At 64.4% G+C, this 18,568-nt stretch carries 18 protein-coding genes; 11 read left to right on the forward strand and 7 right to left on the reverse strand.

What is annotated here, in order from left to right; all coding sequences use genetic code 11:
• Nucleotides 1-2 precede the first annotated feature (2 nt).
• Nucleotides 3-281, forward strand: a complete 279-nt coding sequence (locus ACQ651_RS13265) for a hypothetical protein (protein ID WP_430449519.1) — start codon at nucleotides 3-5, stop codon at nucleotides 279-281.
• Nucleotides 282-285: 4 nt separating this feature from the next.
• Here the strand turns inward: ACQ651_RS13265 and gndA are convergent, their stop codons facing one another.
• Nucleotides 286-1,695: an NADP-dependent phosphogluconate dehydrogenase gene (gene gndA / locus ACQ651_RS13270; protein WP_430449520.1), complete on the reverse strand. Its 1,410-nt coding sequence runs from the start codon at nucleotides 1,693-1,695 to the stop codon at nucleotides 286-288.
• A 150-nt stretch (nucleotides 1,696-1,845) separates the two neighbouring features.
• On the opposite strand from gndA, the gene ACQ651_RS13275 reads away from it, so the two are divergent.
• Nucleotides 1,846-2,541 (forward strand): lysophospholipid acyltransferase family protein, encoded by a 696-nt coding sequence (locus ACQ651_RS13275; RefSeq protein ID WP_227287995.1) that lies wholly within the window; start codon nucleotides 1,846-1,848, stop codon nucleotides 2,539-2,541.
• 308 nt (nucleotides 2,542-2,849) lie between these two features.
• Here ACQ651_RS13275 and tuf read toward each other — a convergent pair whose 3' ends face one another.
• Both tuf and ACQ651_RS13285 read right to left on the reverse strand, forming a co-directional pair.
• A complete protein-coding gene (tuf, locus tag ACQ651_RS13280; RefSeq protein ID WP_121899658.1) occupies nucleotides 2,850-4,025 on the reverse strand; it encodes an elongation factor Tu in 1,176 nt (391 codons plus the stop codon).
• Nucleotides 4,026-4,116: 91 nt separating this feature from the next.
• Entirely contained in the window at nucleotides 4,117-4,815 is a 699-nt protein-coding gene (locus ACQ651_RS13285; protein ID WP_430449521.1) for a hypothetical protein, read from the reverse strand.
• Between the two features lie 120 nt (nucleotides 4,816-4,935).
• Here ACQ651_RS13285 and ACQ651_RS13290 point away from each other — a divergent pair, with 120 nt between their 5' ends.
• The gene (locus ACQ651_RS13290) at nucleotides 4,936-6,288 is read left to right on the forward strand and encodes a cytochrome P450 (protein WP_430449522.1); all 1,353 of its coding nucleotides are present in this window, start codon (nucleotides 4,936-4,938) and stop codon (nucleotides 6,286-6,288) included.
• 59 nt (nucleotides 6,289-6,347) lie between these two features.
• On the opposite strand, the gene ACQ651_RS13295 is transcribed toward ACQ651_RS13290, so the two are convergent.
• The 3 genes from ACQ651_RS13295 to ACQ651_RS13305 are packed head-to-tail and all read right to left on the reverse strand — an operon-like array spanning nucleotide 6,348 to nucleotide 11,071.
• Nucleotides 6,348-7,520: a M48 family metallopeptidase gene (locus ACQ651_RS13295; RefSeq protein ID WP_430449523.1), complete on the reverse strand. Its 1,173-nt coding sequence runs from the start codon at nucleotides 7,518-7,520 to the stop codon at nucleotides 6,348-6,350.
• Entirely contained in the window at nucleotides 7,520-8,758 is a 1,239-nt protein-coding gene (locus ACQ651_RS13300; RefSeq protein WP_430449524.1) for a DUF898 family protein, read from the reverse strand. Before ACQ651_RS13300 ends, ACQ651_RS13295 begins: the two co-directional genes overlap by 1 nt.
• Nucleotides 8,759-8,767: 9 nt before the next feature.
• Nucleotides 8,768-11,071 carry a DNA topoisomerase IV subunit A gene (locus tag ACQ651_RS13305; RefSeq protein ID WP_430449525.1) on the reverse strand — a complete coding sequence of 768 codons (2,304 nt, stop codon included), beginning with the start codon at nucleotides 11,069-11,071 and terminating at the stop codon, nucleotides 8,768-8,770.
• Between the two features lie 144 nt (nucleotides 11,072-11,215).
• Between ACQ651_RS13305 and ACQ651_RS13310 the strand changes: the two genes are divergently transcribed.
• The 7 genes from ACQ651_RS13310 (at nucleotide 11,216) to ACQ651_RS13340 (ending at nucleotide 16,604) form a co-directional block, all read left to right on the forward strand.
• A complete protein-coding gene (locus ACQ651_RS13310) occupies nucleotides 11,216-11,854 on the forward strand; it encodes an SH3 domain-containing protein (protein WP_430449526.1) in 639 nt (212 codons plus the stop codon).
• A 60-nt stretch (nucleotides 11,855-11,914) separates the two neighbouring features.
• Nucleotides 11,915-12,745 (forward strand): SDR family NAD(P)-dependent oxidoreductase, encoded by an 831-nt coding sequence (locus ACQ651_RS13315; protein ID WP_430449527.1) that lies wholly within the window; start codon nucleotides 11,915-11,917, stop codon nucleotides 12,743-12,745.
• 52 nt (nucleotides 12,746-12,797) lie between these two features.
• Nucleotides 12,798-13,007, forward strand: coding sequence for a twin transmembrane helix small protein (locus ACQ651_RS13320; RefSeq protein ID WP_227286782.1), 210 nt, complete (start codon nucleotides 12,798-12,800; stop codon nucleotides 13,005-13,007).
• A 5-nt stretch (nucleotides 13,008-13,012) separates the two neighbouring features.
• Nucleotides 13,013-13,585: a cob(I)yrinic acid a,c-diamide adenosyltransferase gene (locus ACQ651_RS13325; protein WP_121899454.1), complete on the forward strand. Its 573-nt coding sequence runs from the start codon at nucleotides 13,013-13,015 to the stop codon at nucleotides 13,583-13,585.
• Between the two features lie 517 nt (nucleotides 13,586-14,102).
• Entirely contained in the window at nucleotides 14,103-14,762 is a 660-nt protein-coding gene (trhA, locus tag ACQ651_RS13330; RefSeq protein WP_430449528.1) for a PAQR family membrane homeostasis protein TrhA, read from the forward strand.
• A gap of 151 nt (nucleotides 14,763-14,913) precedes the next feature.
• Nucleotides 14,914-15,675 (forward strand): electron transfer flavoprotein subunit beta/FixA family protein, encoded by a 762-nt coding sequence (locus ACQ651_RS13335; RefSeq protein ID WP_121899456.1) that lies wholly within the window; start codon nucleotides 14,914-14,916, stop codon nucleotides 15,673-15,675.
• Nucleotides 15,675-16,604, forward strand: coding sequence for an electron transfer flavoprotein subunit alpha/FixB family protein (locus ACQ651_RS13340; protein WP_227286785.1), 930 nt, complete (start codon nucleotides 15,675-15,677; stop codon nucleotides 16,602-16,604). The genes ACQ651_RS13335 and ACQ651_RS13340 overlap by 1 nt, the downstream gene beginning before the upstream one ends.
• Before the next feature lie 59 nt (nucleotides 16,605-16,663).
• Here the strand turns inward: ACQ651_RS13340 and ACQ651_RS13345 are convergent, their stop codons facing one another.
• Nucleotides 16,664-17,485: a DUF6473 family protein gene (locus ACQ651_RS13345; protein WP_430449529.1), complete on the reverse strand. Its 822-nt coding sequence runs from the start codon at nucleotides 17,483-17,485 to the stop codon at nucleotides 16,664-16,666.
• A gap of 183 nt (nucleotides 17,486-17,668) precedes the next feature.
• On the opposite strand from ACQ651_RS13345, the gene ACQ651_RS13350 reads away from it, so the two are divergent.
• Nucleotides 17,669-18,544 carry a 3-hydroxybutyryl-CoA dehydrogenase gene (locus ACQ651_RS13350; RefSeq protein WP_227286787.1) on the forward strand — a complete coding sequence of 292 codons (876 nt, stop codon included), beginning with the start codon at nucleotides 17,669-17,671 and terminating at the stop codon, nucleotides 18,542-18,544.
• The last annotated feature ends 24 nt before the right edge of the window (nucleotides 18,545-18,568 follow it).

Below are 18,568 nucleotides of genomic sequence, written 5' to 3' on the forward strand. Positions count from 1 at the left end.
CGATGATCCGTGCCTGTCTCGCCGCCCTCCTCCTTGCCACCCCGGTTGCAGCCCCCGCAGCGATGGCACAGACCGATCGATGCTCCGAACAACTGGTGCTCAGCGTCGAGCAGCGATTGCCGTGGTTGCGCGAGGGGCTGGACGTTCGTGATCTGTCTTGCAACGGCATCGTGCAGGTCTTCTTCCTGCTTGATGTGGATCCCGACAGGTTCGGCCTGCACTCGGCAGGACAACGCCAGAAGATCGAAGCGGTGTTTCGCCGGGAAGGGCTGATCCGGTAGGGCGCTACCCGGCCCAGGGCCCGTGCAGCCCGCTCTCATCCGGGCGGTCAAGCCGTTCAAACCCGTGCTGGCCAAAGTAATCACGCTGCGCCTGAAGCATGTTCGCCGTGCCCCGCTCGGTACGCATCATATCGAAGAAGTTCAGCGCCGACGACAATGCCGGCACCGCAATGCCATGCGCAGTGGCAAGGCTGACCGTCTGGCGAAGCGCACCATGATGCCGGGCAAGCAGCCCCGCGAAATGCGGCGCCATGATCAGTGCGCGATCGGACGCTTCGGCCAGCGCGGACGCCATATCGTCCAGCATCGTGGAGCGGATGATACAGCCCGCGCGCCAGATCTCTGCCACGCGCGGCAGCGGTATGGCCCAGTCTTCCCCGTCGCTTGCCGCAGCCAGAAGCTCGAACCCCTGAGCGTAGGCCAGCACCTTGCCGGCGATCAGCGCGCCCTCCATCATCGTCTCGGTCAGGGCATCGCGGGGCAGCGATGTGGGGCCGGCACCGAAAAGCGCCTCCGCCGAGGCGCGATCCTCGTAACGGGAGGACAGGACCCGCGCCGTCACCGCCGCCTCCACCGCCGGAAGGGGCGCGCCACGCTCCTGCGCATCCATCACCGTCCAGCGCCCGGTGCCCTTCTGGCCGGCGCGATCCGCGATTACATCCAGCATCGGCTGCCCCGTATCGGGATCGGCCGTCGCCGCGATCTTCGCCGTGATCTCGATCAGGTAGGATTGCAGAACGCCCTCGTTCCAGCGCGCGAAAATCGGCGCCATGTCATGGGCCGCCATGCCAAGGCCGTCGCGCAGCAGGCCATAAATCTCGGCAATCATCTGCATATCGGCATACTCGATGCCGTTATGGACCATCTTGACGTAATGGCCCGCTCCACCGGGGCCCAGATGCGCCACGCAGGGCACGCCGTCGAAATCGGCGGCGATGCTCTCCAGAACCGGGGCCACCATGGCATAGGCCGCATCCGGCCCGCCCGCCATCATCGAGGGGCCTTCGCGCGCACCCTTGGCCCCGCCGGATACGCCCAGACCCATATGCAGGATCGGCGTGGCATCGGACACGCGGCGGTTGGTGTCGCGCCAATCGGAATTGCCGCCGTCGATGATCAGGTCACCGGCATCCAGCAGCGGTTTCAGCGCTTCGATCTGGTCGTCCACTGGCTGCCCCGCCGGCACCAGCAGGATGATCCGGCGCGGCGATTGCAGCGCGGCAACGAAGTCTTCCAGCGTTTCGGCGGGAGTTATGCGACGGGCCAGCGCGCCCGCCTCCTCCACGAACTCCTCCGTTCGGGCGAAGGTCCGGTTAAAAACCGCGAGCAGGTGGCCCTTCTCGGCGATGTTCAGCGCGAGATTGCGGCCCATGGTGCCAAGGCCGATCAGCCCGATTTCCGCTTGCTCCGCCATGGTCCCTGCCTTGCTCCTTGTGTTCCTGGCTGCACTCTATCGAGGCCGCGCGCGGCCCGCCAGTGCCCTGACCGGTCCGCGACGGGATTGACCCGCGCGACCGGATCGCCCATTCCAGCCGAACCCGTTGCACGATCCAGAGCGCCCGAGATGAGCCTACGCAAACGCATCGCCGACGCCCCCCGCACCAACCGTGCGGTGGCCGCGCTTTTCGGAGGGTACATGCGGTTTGTTCGGGCCAGTTCACGCCGCAACGAAGACGGATGGGACGCCGTATCGCAGGCGCTGGAGAGCCACGGGGCCGTGCTGATCGTGTGCTGGCATCAGCGGTTGATGCTGACGCCCTGGATGTTCGACCTGACCCAGGCCCCCTGCCGCAGTCTTACATCGGATGGCCGGGCCGGGCGGCTGGTCGGCTGGATTCACCGCGCCTTTGGATACGAGACCATGCCGATGAAGCGCGGATTGCTGGGCGCGGGCGCGATCCGTGAAGTGCTGCGCGGCCTGCAAAACGGGATCTCCATCGGAATTTCACCGGATGGGCCGCAGGGGCCGGCGCGGGTGGCAAAGGTAACGCCGATCCAATGGGCGCGGGCAACGCAGATCCCGGTCTTCGTCTTCACCTTTTCGGCAAGACGCTATCTGACCTGGCCCACCTGGGATCGCCTGATGTTTCCGTTACCCTTTACAAGGCTGGAGCTTATGTGGCGGCATTGGGACCGCGACATTCCCCGCCGGCTGAACGCGGATCAGGCCGATGCGCTGGCCGCCGATCTGGGACGGTTCATGAACGCGGTCAGCGCGGAATGCGATGCGCGCGCCGGGCATGATGCCCCCCAGCTATAGGCGCATCCGGACGGGCCGCGCACTTGTTCCCCCGGCCGGGCCGCCTGAACCGACACCGTGCCGATGTTACCCCGGTCGGACAACATGCCGAACCCGGTTGAGGGGCCCTTGTCGAGACGCATTTCCGCCGCCGCGGCAGCCATTCGGCGGCCTTATCGTGGCGATCAGGGGGTCAGGTCACGCATCGCCTCAACGGGACCGCTTGGCTCCATCGCCGGGGAGCTACGAAAAAGGGCGCCCCGGCGGGCGCCCTTTTCTTCAATTCGGAGCGGCCCGCATGGCCGCCCCTCTTCGAACCCTTGGGTCTGTTACTCGATGATCTTGGAGACGACGCCGGCGCCGACGGTGCGGCCGCCTTCGCGGATGGCGAAGCGCAGACCGTCTTCCATCGCGATCGGCGCGATCAGCTCCACCGTGAACTTCAGGTTGTCGCCCGGCATCACCATTTCCGTGCCGCTAGGCAGCTCCACCGTGCCGGTCACATCCGTCGTCCGGAAGTAGAACTGCGGCCGGTAGTTCGCGAAGAACGGCGTGTGACGGCCGCCCTCTTCCTTGGTCAGGATATAGGCCTCCGCCTCGAACTTCGTGTGCGGCGTCACCGAGCCGGGCTTGCAGAGTACCTGGCCCCGCTCCACGCCGTCCCGGTCCACACCGCGCAGCAGCGCGCCGATATTGTCGCCCGCCTCGCCGCGGTCCAGCAGCTTGCGGAACATCTCCACACCCGTGCAGGTCGTCTTGGTGGTGTCGCGGATGCCCACGATCTCGATCTCGTCGCCCACATTGATCACGCCCCGCTCGACCCGGCCGGTCACGACCGTACCCCGGCCCGAGATCGAGAACACGTCCTCGATCGGCATCAGGAAGGGCTGGTCCACCGCGCGCGCCGGTGTCGGGATGTAGTCGTCCACCGCCTGCATCAGCTCGGCGATCTTCTGCTCGCCGATCTCCGGGTCGCGGCCTTCCAGCGCGGCCAGCGCCGAGCCCGCGATGATCGGGATGTCATCGCCCGGGTACTCGTAGGAGCTGAGCAGTTCGCGGATCTCCATCTCGACGAGCTCCAGAAGCTCCTCGTCATCGACCTGGTCCACCTTGTTCATGAACACGACCATGTAGGGAATGCCCACCTGGCGGCCCAGAAGGATGTGCTCGCGGGTCTGCGGCATCGGGCCGTCGGCCGCGTTCACCACCAGGATCGCGCCGTCCATCTGCGCCGCGCCGGTGATCATGTTCTTCACGTAGTCCGCATGGCCGGGGCAGTCCACATGCGCATAGTGGCGCGCGTCGGTCTCATACTCCACATGCGCCGTCGAGATCGTGATCCCCCGCGCCCGCTCCTCGGGCGCCGAGTCGATCGACGCGTAATCCTGAAAATCGCCGAACTGCTTCGTGATCGCCGCCGTCAGCGTCGTCTTGCCGTGGTCAACATGCCCAATCGTCCCGATGTTCACATGCGGTTTCGAACGCTCAAACTTTTCCTTCGCCATACCCCTGACGCCTCATGATCTAGGGGGCCGTTTCGACCCCGGTTCCGTATCCGCGCGCTCGTTACCCGAGATGCGGGGGGAAAATCAAGCGTCAGTTGCTGGCTGGCACCGGGCAGGGTGTGGTGCCGGTCGGAACGCAGTCTTCCGGCACACCCTCGGCGGCGGAGGCTTCGGCGACAGCTTCCGACGGATCGATTTCCGCCGCCTCGGCGATGGCGGCGATCTCGGCGGCATCGGCGGCGGCAACATCGGGGTCGATATTGAACCAGTCGGGGTTTTCCAGCATCCAGAGCTGTACCCGGCGGGCCGCGTTCCGGGCAAGGATCTGCATCTGCTCCTCCCGCGAGCGGGTCAGGCCGGATCCGATGATCGATTGCGGACTCGTGCCTTCGAAAACGGTGATCTGGTTTGGCTCCTCATGCAGCTTCGCCTCCGCCGCGTCGTCCCAGACATTGGCGGAAATCACCAGAACGGATTTGGGCGACAACAACACCGGGATCCCGGGTATCGCCAGCGCATAGCCATCCACGTTGATCGCGATATGATACAGCCGGTCCCCTTCATAGGCGCCGAAACGGCGGTCGATCTCGGCCTGCAGCACCGCTTCCCATTCCTCCGGCGTCGCGTTCCGGGACGGGGGGACCTGCTGCATGTTGTCGGCAACCACGATGTTGAAGGCGAGCCGGAAGTCGCCCATGTCGGGCAGATCTTCCTCCAGCGGATCGGGCGCGGCACAGGCCGACAGCAAACCAGCCATGGCAATGGCGGCGATACGGGTCACAAGACGCATGAGGGCTCCCCCGGAAAACAGCAGCGGCCCAGCCATAGCGCAGCGCGCCCCAGCACGCAACGACACGGGCGATTGACGCAGGCCAAGCCCGGCATAGATGACCGGTGAAGGAGCGCTGCGATGCCCGATCCAGTTTCGGTTCCCCTGACCACGCGGCCCTTGGGCGTGCTTGAGAGCTACCGCGCGGCGCGGCGCAACATTCTGGAGATCATCCCGCTTGCCGCCCTGCATCAGCCGATGATCTCGGGCCGGACCGGGCCGCAGCGCTGGCACATGCTGATGTCGCCCCTGGCGATCCGTCGGGTGCTGCTGGAAGCGGTAGAGAACTATCCCAAATCCGAGGCGACCAAATCGATCCTGAAACCGGCCATCGGCAACAGCCTCTTCATTGCCGAAGGGGCCGACTGGCGCTGGCAGCGCCGGGCGGTGGCGCCTGCGTTTTCCGCCCGGAACGTGGCCGCCCTGACCCCGGTCATGACCCGCGCGGCCGAGGCCTCCGCCAGGCGGATCGCGCCATTGGCAAGACCCGGGCGGGCGGTCAACCTGCTCGACCAGATGGTCGCGGCAACCTTCGATGTCATTTCGGATGTCTGTTTCGGCGCCGATGGCGGACTTGACCGGGCAGAGGTTCACGGCGCGCTGGAGGCCTATATCGATCAGGCCGCGCGGGTCAGCGTTCTGGATGTTCTGGGGCTGCCGAGCTGGCTGCCACGGCCGGCGCGGGTTGGCGCCGCGCGCAGCCTGACCCGGATGCAGGCGGATGCGGATGCCGCCATCACCCGCCGCCGGCAGCACGGGCCGGGGACCGACATGGACCTTCTGGATCTGCTGCTGGACGCCGCCGACCCGGAGACGGGCCGCACCATGACGACCGAGGAGTTGCGCGAAAACCTGCTGACCTTCATCGTGGCGGGCCATGAAACCACCGCGCTGACCCTGTCATGGGCGCTCTATCTCTGCGCTTTCGACCCGGAGATACAGAGCGCCGCGCGCATGGAGGCGCAGGAGGTTCTGGGCGCCCGTCCCGCCGGGGCCGGGGATGTCGCGGCGCTTCCCCTGACCCGGCAGATCGTCGAGGAGACGCTGCGCCTCTACCCCGCCGGCGGGTTCCTGTCGCGCACCGCCAGAGCCGCCGACCGGCTGGGCGATGCCGAGATCCGGCCCGGCGACACGGTGATGATCCCGGTCTACGCGCTGCATCGTCATCGCGGCCTCTGGGACAGGCCGGACGCCTTCCACCCTGCCCGTTTCGACGGGCGCAGCAAGATCGACCGCTACCAGTTCCTGCCGTTCAGCGACGGTCCGCGGATCTGCATCGGAGCCAGTTTTGCGATGCAGGAAGCGGTGGTGATCCTCGCGACGCTGCTCACCCGGTTTCGCTTTGCCGCAATCAGGGGACGTGCGCCCAAGCCGGTGATGATCCTCACGCTGAGGCCCGAGGGCGGCGTGTGGCTGGAGGTGACGCCGGTCTGAGAGGCCCTTTGCAGACCTGAGCGCGGGGGGCGGTCCGCGATCTAACGGACCTCCGGCGTCTAGCCTTTGACCCCGCCCGCCGGGGGCGCAGCCATGCCGCAGATGTTTTGCAGGGCGACCCATTCCGCGTCGGACAGGATCGGCCCCGCCTCCACAAACCCGATACCGGCGGCGGCGGCGGAGGCCTCGATCCGGCTCAGAAGCTCGGGATGCGTGTTCAGATGCTGGAAGACGCCCAGTTCGATATCGAGGCCCTGATCCTGCAGCCGTTCGAAAAAGACGCCCAGAGCCCCAGGCGAGACGCCGGCATTGGCCAGAAGCTCGTGGGCATAGGCATCGGCCCGCGCCTCGGCATCGCGGCTGTAGGACGAGGTGATCAGTTGCTGGGTCACGACCGCGGCGGCCGAACCGCCCAGAAAATCGCCATAGAGCAACCCGATGATCCCGAAGGATCCCATGCCCTGCAACACCGCCCGCATCCCGTCACGATGGGCCACATGGCCGATCTCGTGGGCGAGCACGGCGGCGACCTCCTCGGGGCTTTCCGCGGCTTCGATCAGGCCGCGGTGAAGCGTGACATGTCCGCCCGGAAACGCGGTTGCATTCAATGACGGATCGGACACGACGCGCGTGCGCAGCGGGAAGGGCAGCGCGACCCCCCGGGTCAGCCGGGCCTGCATGGCCGCCAGCGCGGCATCGCCCGCCGGGCTGCTGCATTCATGGGCGCCCCGTGCTGGATAGACCTGCTCGAAATAGGTCTGACCCAAAGCGATCTCGGTCTGGGGCGGGATCATCTCGGCCCCACGGTCGGCCATGAAGGGAACCAGACCGAACAGGATCGCGCCGAAGGCCGCCGCCGCGGCACCGATCATGCCCAGAACCTTCAGCAGGGAGCCGTTGGCGGGGCGCAGCGGCCTGAGTTCGGGGATCGCCAGAACCAGGACGCGCAGCGCCTCGGCCTCGCGGATCACCAGACGCGCCGGATCGGTGTCGTCGGGCGTGAAGATGAACGTATCGTCCCGCGCCTGATCGGGAACCTGACGCATGTCGGCAAGGGACCAGCGCAGCACGGCGTGGGTTTCGACATTCTTCAGCTCCAGCACCGCCTGCGGCCCCTCGCCCGACACCCGCAGGCTGACGCGCTGCTGCACCGGGCTGATCCCGTCATAAAGCTCGGCATAGCTCATAGCGGTCTTCGCGGCGAATTCGGGGTTGCCAATGGATTGCAGCATCAGAAGGCAGCTCCCACGTCCAGCGCGTCCGCAAAGCCGCCGGCGTCGCGCGTGTCCTCGCGGTCGCGCTGGCGGATCGTCTCCAGAAGCTCGGGTTCATGAATTTCCAGCGTCTCGGCCACGTGGCGGACCATGGGAAAGGTCAGGAAAAGCTGGCGGAAAACATTGTAGAACACCAGGATCAGCATCACCGCCATCGCGGTGGTCAGCACGATCAGCGTCACCGGCGGGTTTTCGACCAGATCGGTGGATGTAACCCCGACGGCAGCCATGACGCCGAACGCCAGGGCCAGGATGAGCGCGGCGGCAAGACCGCTGGCCACGCCGGTCAGGATACTGCCCAGGATATGGATCCGCACCAGGCTGCGGGTGCGGGGGTGGATGTCGAATTCCAGCCCGTCGCCAAGGGTCTTCATCGATGCCATGATCCGGAAGGACGCGACCCGGTAGTAAGCGGCGAAGAGAAGGATCAGCAGGCCTGCGGGATAGATCGCCAGAAACGGCCAGGTGGTGCCCGAGATATGGAAAAGCGGCATCCCGTTCTGGTCCGTTCCGATCTGCGTCCAGCTGGAGTTGAGAACGCCGTAGACCATCATCGCGACGGTGCCGTAAAGGCAGAACAGAAACGGGATGACCGGGCCGTAAAGCTGCCCGAAATGGCCGAACTGGGTAAAGCGCGCGGTGCCGAACCAGCTTCGGTCGGTCAGGTATTTTTCAAGCTGAAAGGTCCTGAGCGGCAGCAGCAGCCCGAATGACAGAAGCACCAGCAGCCCGTAGAGACAGGCGCGCCAGGCATAGCCCCAGGCCCCCGGCGACATCGCGAACCGGATGCCGCGCCAGCGCGAGCGCGACATGATATAGCGCCGCGCCCGATAGCGCGCCACGAAGATGACCGGGATCAGCGACAGCGGCGCGAGCGTCAGACCATAGATCAGAAAGGCGGACGCGCCCTGCGACGTGAAGATCGCGGCCAGCATGGCCAGGGCATTGAACAGCGCCAGATAGATCGCCAGCAGGATGATCGCGAAAAGGAAGCCGATCAGCTTTTCCTGACCGGTGCCGGTGTATTCCATCGGCGTACCGCCGGGACGGACCGACGACCAGTACCAGCGCCGGAAGCGCGTGGTCTGCCAGAAGCGGTAAAGCCCGAATGTGATGACCGTCAGCAATCCGGTCCTGAACGCCAGTTGAAACAGGTCGCCCCTGTCTCCCGCAAACTCCGTCTTCAGTGCCGGCATGGCGTCCCTTTACGTAAACCGATTATCCCGGGGAAAGCCGCGCGGGGCCATCCGGCCCGCGCTGGCGCGCTTGCCCGTCCATTCGGTCAAATCGGCCTCCGTCCGGGTGCGGCCGGCCGGATCGGACCAGCTCAGACCTTCGGACAGAGCAAAGGCGCGGGCGTCAGACAGGCCCCCGTCCTTGTACTTTTGCAGGCGCACGCCTTTGCCGCGACCCATCTCGGGCAGCTCCTCCAGCGCGAAAACGAGAACCTTGCGGTTCTCTCCCACAGTGGCGACATGATCGTCGCCCGGTGCGAGGGGCTTGCAGACCTTCGCGGTCACATCGCCCCTGACATTCAGCACCTGTTTGCCTGCGCGGGTCTGCGCCACCACATCGGCCTGAGGCACGACGAACCCGTCGCCCGCCGAAGAGGCGACCAACAGCTTGCCGTCAGGCTGATGAATGAACAGATCCACGATTTCGACCTCATTGGGCATGTCCACCATCAGGCGGACGGGTTCCCCCATCCCACGGCCTCCGGGCAAATTTGTGGCAGAAATCGTGTAAAACCTGCCGTTGTTTCCGAAACATAACAACTTGTCGGTGGTTTCCGCATGAAACGCGAAGCGCGGGCCATCGCCGTCGCGGAACTTCAGCTCGGCGCCAAGGTCGATATGCCCCTTCATCGCGCGGATCCAGCCCATCTTGGAGCAGACCACGGTGATCGGCTCCCGCTCGATCATCGCTTCCAGCGGCACATCCTCGACCTCGCCGGCTTCGGCGAACTGCGTGCGGCGGGCGCCGAAATCCGTGGCCTTGCCGAATTGCTTGCGGGTCTCGCGAAGCTGCTCGGCGATCGTGGACCACTGAATGGTGTCGTTTTCCAGCAGATCCTCAAGCCCCGCGCGTTCCTCCATCAGGGCTTCCTGTTCGCGCAGCAGCTCGATTTCCTCCAGCCGGCGCAGGGAGCGCAGGCGCATGTTCAGGATCGCTTCGGCCTGCACCTCGCTCAGTTCCCCTTCGCCGGGCGGGGGCGTCACGTAATCCGCCTCGGAAGTTGCGCGCACGAAGTCGCGCCCCCAATCCTCCCGCATGAGTGCGGCCTTCGGATCCTCGTCGTAGCGGATGATGTCGATAACGCGGTCGAGGTTCAGAAACGCGATGATGAACCCTTCCAGCACCTCCAGCCGGTGGTCGATCTTCTCCATCCGGTGCTCCGACCGGCGGATCAACACATCGCGGCGATGATCGAGGAAGGCGCGCAGCACCTCTTTCAGCGAACAGACCTTGGGCGTCTGCCCGTCGATCAGCACGTTCATGTTCAGGCTGAAGCGCGTTTCCAGATCGGAATTGCGATAGAGCATGCCCATCAGCAGGTCGCGATCCACGGTCTTGGCGCGCGGTTCCAGAACGATGCGGATATCATCGGCGGATTCGTCCCGCACATCGGCGAGGATCGGGATCTTCTTGGTCTGGATCAGTTCGGCCAGCTTCTCGATCAGCTTGGATTTCTGCACCTGATAGGGGATTTCCGTGACGACGATCTGCCACTGACCCCGGCCCAGATCCTCCACCTCCCATTTTGCACGCAACCGGAAGGCGCCGCGCCCGGTGCGGTAGGTCTCCGCCATGCTCTCGGGCGGCTCGACGATCACGCCGCCGGTCGGAAAATCGGGCCCTTTGACATAGTTCAGAAGCGTGTCGTCCCGGGCATCGGGGGTCTTGATCAGATGCAGGCAGGCCTCGATCAGTTCGTCCAGATTGTGCGGCGGAATGTTCGTGGCCATCCCCACGGCAATGCCGGAGGAACCGTTCGCCAAAAGGTTCGGAAGCGCGGCGGGAAGCACCACGGGCTCCTGCAGGGTGCCATCGTAATTGTCCCTGAAATCGACCGCATTCTCCGCCAGCCCTTCCAGCAACGCCTCGGCGATCGAGGTCATGCGCGCCTCGGTGTACCGGCTGGCGGCAGGGTTGTCGCCGTCGATATTGCCAAAGTTCCCCTGCCCGTCGACCAGCGGATAGCGAATGGTGAAATCCTGGGCCAGACGCGCCATCGCGTCGTAGATCGCCGCATCCCCGTGCGGGTGATAATTCCCCATCACGTCGCCGCTGATCTTCGCGGATTTGCGAAAGCCGCCGGTCGACGCCAGACGCAACTCCCGCATCGCGAACAGAATCCGCCGATGGACAGGCTTCAGCCCGTCGCGCGCATCTGGCAGCGCGCGGTGCATGATCGTGCTGAGCGCGTATTGCAAATACCGGGAACCGATCGCCCGGCTGAGCGACTCGGTCAGGTCTTTTTTGTCTTCTGGCGTGTTCTGCTCGCTCATTTGATCCCCCTGATACGCAAGGACCGGTCACCCGTAAAGGAACCAAAAGCGTCCAAACGGCGTTTTTCCTCCATATCAGAATCGGTGACTCGGCAATAAGATGCCGACGTCATTTGATGAGTAACGTTTTTGAGGATTACTGCCATGATCCGCCTGACTGTCTTGTTATGCGCCACACTTTACGCCGGAATGATCATTCTTCCGGAAGCTCTCGACCCCGCCGACCGGCACGATAACGCCTCCGCCGGCCTGACTGCCGGTACGGCAGCGGACAGCGCGGCGGTCGACGCGTCCGTGAACCTGGTGGCCCAGGGCTTGCTGGTGCCGGCGGCCATGACCGCAGACGAACCGGCGACCCCTCAGCCGATGCTGATGACCGCATCGCTCAACACCACGACGGACGTGCCGATCCTCTCCGAACCTGCGCCACAGTCGGCAATGATCATAGAGACTGCGAATGGCGAGCGGATCGAGGTGGACGCTGTCATCAACCCCGGTCTGATCGATGCGCCGGATGTGGTCAGTGTCGCGGCGGCAACTCCGGTCCCGGTGCAATCCGACGCAGCTTCGCCCGCCGCGAAAGAGATGGTCTATGTCACCGGAAGCCGCGTGAACATGCGCGCAGGCCCGTCGACGCAAAACCCCGTCCTTATGGCGCTTGGATACGGTGCGGAAGCCGAGCTTATCGAAGAGATGCCCAATGGCTGGGTGCAGATCCGCCACACGGAGTCCGGCCGCGTCGGATACATGGCCGGGCGCTTCCTGTCGCCGGATCAACCCTGACCATTGCCCTCGCACCGCCCCTGCCCTAGGCATCGACATGCATTGGGGCAAGAGGACTGCATGGCAAAATCCATCCTGATCACCGGGTGTTCATCCGGTCTGGGAGAGGACGCGGCGCGGACGCTCGCCGCGCGCGGATGGCGCGTGTTCGCGACCTGTCGCAACGGCCGGGATGTGGCGCGGCTGGAAAGTGAAGGGCTGGAGAGTTTCGCGCTGGATGTGGCCGACCCGGAGAGTATCGCCGAGGGTATGGCCGAGGTTCTGCGCCGCACGGGCGGAACGCTGGACGCCCTCTTCAACAATGCAGGCTACGGGTTGCCGGGCGCGATGGAGGATGTCCCGCCCGCCGCATTGCGCGAGATATTCGAGACAAATGTCTTCGGGCTTCACGATCTGACCCGCCGCGCCGTTGCCGTGATGCGGGCGCAGGGCGGATATGGCCGCATCGTTCAGCACTCCTCAGCGCTCGGTCGGGTGCCTATCCGCTGGCGGGGGGCCTATACCGCCAGCAAACACGCCGTCGAGGGGCTGACCGACACGCTGCGGCTGGAATTGCGGGGCACGGGGATCCATGTGTCGACCCTGAATACCGGGCCGGTCAGTTCGAAATTCCGGGTGAACTCGATCCCGGGCTTCGAGAAATGGATCGACTGGGAGACCTCCGCCATCGCGGATCTGTATCGCGATCAGCTTCTGCGCCATCTCTACGAGACGACCGGCAAGGCGCCTTTCCAGCTGGAGCCGCCCGCCGTGACCGCGAAACTGATCCACGCACTGGAAGCGCCGCGCCCCCGCGCGCGCTATTTCATCACCACCGCAACCTGGATTGTCGAGATCGCCCGGCGCATCCTGCCGCAGCGGGTTTTTGACTGGATGGTCGCCAAGGCCTAGTCATGGGCCACAAACCGGCTACATCGCCCGCAATCAACGAAAAGGACGTGCCATGCTTTCCGACCCGCTTTTCATTCTCGTGGCGCTGGCCTGTTTCGGGGTGCTGGTGGTGCTGCTGATGGGCATCAACTCATTCCGCATAGGCGGCGAGTACAACCGCAAGAACGCCAATAAATTCATGCGCTGGCGGTTGCTGGCGCAGTTCGTCGCGGTGCTGCTCATCCTCGTTTTCGTGCTTTTCCGTCGTCAGGCAGGGGGCTGATCCAGATGGTCGTTCTGAACAAGATATACACAAAAACCGGCGATGCCGGAGAAACCGCCCTCGGCGATGGCACCCGGGTGGCCAAGCACTCCATGCGGGTGGCGGCCTACGGGACGGTGGACGAGCTGAACGCCACGCTTGGCATGGCCCGTCTGGCCGCCGAAGGCGAGCTGGACGACAGGCTGGCCGCCATTCAGAACGATCTGTTCGATCTGGGCGCCGACCTGTGCACGCCCGGCATGGAAAAGGACGCGGACCGGGAGTATCCGCCGCTTCGCATCGCCGAAAGCCAGGTGTTGCGGCTCGAGTCCGAAATCGACGGGATGAACGCGAAACTGACACCGCTCCGCAGCTTCATCCTGCCGGGAGGGTCTGCGCTGGCCGCGCATCTGCATGTCTGCCGGACGGTGGCCCGCCGCGCCGAACGCATCAGCGTGGAGCTGGCAACGATGGAGTCGGTCAATCCAGAGGGCGTGAAGTATCTCAACCGCCTGTCCGACTGGTTCTTCGTCGCCGGGCGTATCGCCAATAATGACGGCAAGGACGATGTCTTGTGGGTGCCGGGGGCCAACCGCTGAACACGGGCGGCGGTCATCTCGGGGCCAGCACCATACGAACGGACCAGGCGCGGACGGGCGCATGCCCTCTTCCTGGGGCCGGGTGGCGGCCCCGCTCATGCCGGTTCTCAAAGCTCGATCAGGGTGCCAGTCGATCCCCGCGGCGCTCACCTACGCGGTCATCGCATCCAGATCTCACACTCCGGTATTCGGCATGACCGGTTTTTCTTTCCCCGCGAAACAATCCGTGATCCCGTCTGAAGGCGCAAAGAGCGTGGGTCCGGCACCCTGCTGCGGCCACAGCGTTTCTTCGTTATCCGGGCCGGAAGCCCCCTGATATCAGGGGGCTGTCGCCTCAACCCGTTTCGCCCCGAAGACAACCCCGCTTATCCCAAGAACCGCCTTCCTGTGACCGCCCCTCTCCCGTTTCGGCGGAACGGCACGGCCCTGCGGACCCGGGGGTAACGTTACGGGATCGCCAATTGACGGGTGGGAATTTTGATATACTCTAAAGGGATACACAAATCAGGGCCGCACCATGTTGCCACGCCGTCAGCCAGATGCCTATAGCCGCGCCGAATATGTCTCGGACGCGGTGGTGCATGTGTCGGGACTGTCGGCAGCGATGATCGGCGGGCCGGTGATGATCACATTGGCCGCCGTCTGGATCGGTGACGCCACGATCATCACGGCCACGGCCATCTACACCGTCTGCCTGATCGCGATGCTGCTTTGCTCGGCGCTCTACAACATGATCCTGACGCCAAGCTGGCAGGATCAGCTGCGCCGCATCGACCAGTCCGCGATCTATCTCAAGATCGCCGGAACCTACACGCCGGTACTTGTGTTGACCGGGGCCCATGCCGGGTGGTTTCTGGCGGGCATATGGGGCGTGGCGCTGGCCGGCGCCTCGATCATCCTGTTCAGCGCCCGGCGCCACCGCTACCTCGCCTTGGCGCTTTATCTGGGTCTGGGCTGGGCCGGGGTCGCCTTTGGCGGGCCGATCCTTGCAGGTCTCAGCCAGGCCGGGCTGATCCTCCTGCTGATCGGCGGGCTGACCTATACCGCCGGTGTCATCTTCCACGTGTGGGAAAACCTGCCCTTTCACAACACGATCTGGCACGTCTTCGTTCTGGTCGCGTCCGGCGTGATTTACGCCGCTGTCCTCGTCGAGCTGGCCCACGCCGCCGGCAGTTGACGTAACATCAGACCAACGTAACGCGGCGTCGCAAAACCCTCCTGCGTCGATTTTGGACTGTTTTCACCTGCCCAAGAACGATAACACACCTCGGGAATGAAGGATGTGTCTGGGCCATTCCGCCCGGTCCAAGAACAGGAGTGACGTGCAGATGAAGGTGTTGGTGCCTGTGAAGCGCGTGATTGACTACAACGTGAAGGTCCGTGTGAAGGCGGACGGGTCCGGGGTCGATCTCGCCAATGTCAAAATGTCGATGAACCCGTTTGACGAGATCGCCGTCGAAGAGGCCATCCGCCTGCGCGAAGCCGGCAAGGCGGAAGAGGTCGTCGCCGTTTCGATCGGTGTCAAACAGGCGCAGGAAACCCTGCGCACCGCGCTGGCCATGGGCGCCGATCGGGCCATTCTGGTTATCGCCGCCGACGATGTTCACCAGGATATCGAGCCGCTGGCGGTCGCGAAAATCCTGAAAGCCGTGATCGACGAGGAACAGCCCGGGCTGGTTCTGGCCGGCAAACAGGCCATCGACAACGACATGAACGCCACCGGCCAGATGCTTGCCGCCATTCTGGGCTGGTCTCAGGCCACGTTCGCCTCGGGCATCGAGATCGACGGCGACAGTGCGAAGGTCACCCGTGAGGTCGATGGCGGTTTGCAGACCATCGACGTGAAGATGCCCGCTATCGTCACGGTCGACCTGCGCCTGAACGAGCCACGCTATGCCAGCCTGCCGAACATCATGAAAGCCAAGAAGAAGCCGCTGGATGAAAAGACGGCCGCCGATTACGGCGTTGATGTCACGCCCCGGCTGGAGATCCTGAAAACCGCCGAGCCCGAAAGCCGCAAGGCCGGGGTGATGGTCGGTTCGGTGGACGAGCTGATTGCGAAACTCAAAGACGAAGCGGGGGTGATCTGATGGCTGTTCTGGTTCTTGCCGAAGTGACCGATGGCGCGCTGGCGATGGATGCCACCGCCAAGGCCGTGACCGCCGCGAAAGCGCTTGGCGATGTGACGCTGCTTTGCGTCGGCGCATCGGCCAAAGCCGCCGCGGACGAGGCCGCCACCATCGACGGTGTGGCCAAGGTGCTCTGCGCCGAAGACCCGCTTTACGGCCACCGCCTGGCCGAGCCGGTCGCCGATCTGATCGTCAGCCTTGCGAGCGACTACACCCACATCACCGCGCCCGCGACGACGGATGCGAAAAACATCATGCCGCGCGTTGCGGCGCTGCTCGACGTGATGGTGATCTCCGATGCGACCGCCGTGGTCGATGCCGATACGTTCGAGCGCCCGGTCTATGCGGGCAACGCGGTCCAGACGGTGAAATCCTCCGACGCCACGAAGGTCATCACCTTCCGGACCTCCACCTTCGATGCAGCCCCCACCGGCGGCGCCGCTCCGGTGGAGATGATCGGTGCCGCAGGCGATCCCGGTCTCTCCTCCTGGGTGGAAGACAAGGTCGCGGCCTCCGACCGGCCCGAGCTGACCTCCGCCGGCATTGTCGTCTCCGGCGGGCGCGGCGTGGGCTCGGAAGAGCAGTTCGCGATCATCGAAGGTCTGGCCGACAAACTGGGCGCCGCGGTCGGGGCCTCCCGCGCGGCGGTCGACAGCGGTTACGCTCCGAACGACTGGCAGGTGGGACAGACCGGCAAGGTCGTGGCCCCGGATCTTTACATCGCCGTTGGCATTTCAGGCGCGATTCAGCATCTGGCCGGCATGAAAGACAGCAAGGTCATCGTCGCGATCAACAAGGACGAGGAAGCGCCGATTTTCCAGGTCGCCGATTACGGCCTTGTTGCGGACCTTTTCGATGCCGTGCCGGAGCTGACCGAAAAACTCGGCTGACCCCGGGGCCATCGTTTCACGCTGAAAAAGCCCGCCGGTCCGATCGGCGGGCTTTTTTTCTATCCGGCAAGACGTTGCGCCAGTTCCTCCGCCGCGCGGGCGTGAACCATCGGGCCCGGCAGCACCCTGGCCGCCGCCTCCTCCCGAAGCGCGAAGAACATGCCGCGGGTGGGCGTCTGCCGCTCCGCCTCCGCCGTGACCGCCAGGCTGAGCGACGCGGCCTCCGCGGCCACTTCCTCCAGCATGTCTGCGGTGATGAACAGCGGGTCACTGCCCAATGCATTCTCCCTTGGCTCCTGCTCAGGGGTATGATCGGCGATCCAGAGCAGATGCACGGGCACCTTGATCCGCCCCATCAGTTGGCGCATCCGGGCAAGCCAGGCCTGTTGCAGTTCGCCCACCACGATCCGGAATCGGTCTTTGGACAGCACCTGCAAGGTCGACAGCATGTGCCGCGTGAAATGGAACTCGGTAAAATCGACGTCCCGATAGATCGTCTGCAGCAGGCTTGAGGCTTTCAGGAACCGGTCGTTGCGGCGCGGGTGCACCTGATAGAACCGGTTGGTCATGTTCTGGGCCCCGGTGATTTGCAGCACCACCGCGTCGGCGCCTTCGATGGCCCCGGCAATCGCCTTGTCATGCAGGATCAGATCCAGCCCGCCATTCATCGCCCCCATATTCACCACCGGCCGATCCAGCCGGTCGCCCAGTTGCTCCGGAAATGGCGCACTGACGAACTTTCCATAGGTCTCGGACGCACCGAGACAGAGTATGTACGGTCCGCTCAGATCCTGCGCCGGACCGCGAAACATCATTTGCGAGCCGGGATACTGTACCGGCTGATATTCAAGAGGCCCATGCCCCGGTTGTGCAAAGCTCATCGCTTGGCTCCCACCTTATTTCGACTCACCCGAGCCCAATCTCGCGCGGAGCCGTTTCCAAAGGGCTAAACGGCAAAATTGAGGAGCTTTTTCACAGAATCCGTCGCGGTTCAGGGCCCTTGTGCGCAGGCGCGAACGAGGCCTATGGTGCGGCGGAAATCGGACGCGGAAAGGATGCCGGGCATGGACATTCAGAAGATCGGTATCGTCGGCGCGGGACAAATGGGCAACGGCATCGCGCATGTCTGTGCGCTTGCGGGCTATGACGTTGTTCTGAATGATATTTCCCAGGATATGCTCGACAAGGCCCTGGCCCTGATAGACCGCAATCTGGAACGCCAGGTCAGTCGCGGAAAAATCAGCGATGAAGAAAAACAGGCCGCCATGGCGCGGATTTCCACGACGCTGGTTCTGACCGAACTGGGGCCGTCGGATCTGATTATCGAAGCCGCCACGGAACGCGAGACGGTCAAGCAGGCGATCTTCGAAGATCTTTTGCCGCACCTGAAGCCTGAAACGATCCTCACATCGAACACGTCCTCGATCTCGATCACACGGCTGGCCAGCCGCACCGACCGACCCGAAAAGTTCATGGGCTTCCACTTCATGAACCCGGTGCCGGTGATGCAACTGGTCGAACTGATCCGCGGTATCGCCACCGACGAGGCGACGTTCGCCGCCTGCAAGGCTGTGGTCGACAAGCTGGGCAAGACGGCCGCCACGGCGGAGGATTTCCCCGCCTTCATCGTCAACAGGATCCTGATGCCGATGATCAACGAAGCGGTCTATACGCTCTATGAAGGCGTCGGCAATGTCCGCTCGATCGACGAATCGCTGAAACTGGGGGCCAACCATCCGATGGGGCCGCTGGAGCTTGCGGATTTCATCGGTCTGGACACCTGCCTGGCGATCATGAACGTGCTTCACGACGGGCTGGCGGACACAAAATACCGGCCCTGCCCGCTGCTCACCAAATATGTCGAAGCCGGATGGCTTGGCCGCAAGACCGAGCGCGGGTTCTACGACTACCGTGGCGACACGCCCGTCCCCACGCGGTGAATGCGGACAGAAGCCGGTTCGCAG

The sequence above is a fragment of the Rhodophyticola sp. genome, assembly GCF_965284195.1.
Classification (GTDB): domain Bacteria; phylum Pseudomonadota; class Alphaproteobacteria; order Rhodobacterales; family Rhodobacteraceae; genus Rhodophyticola.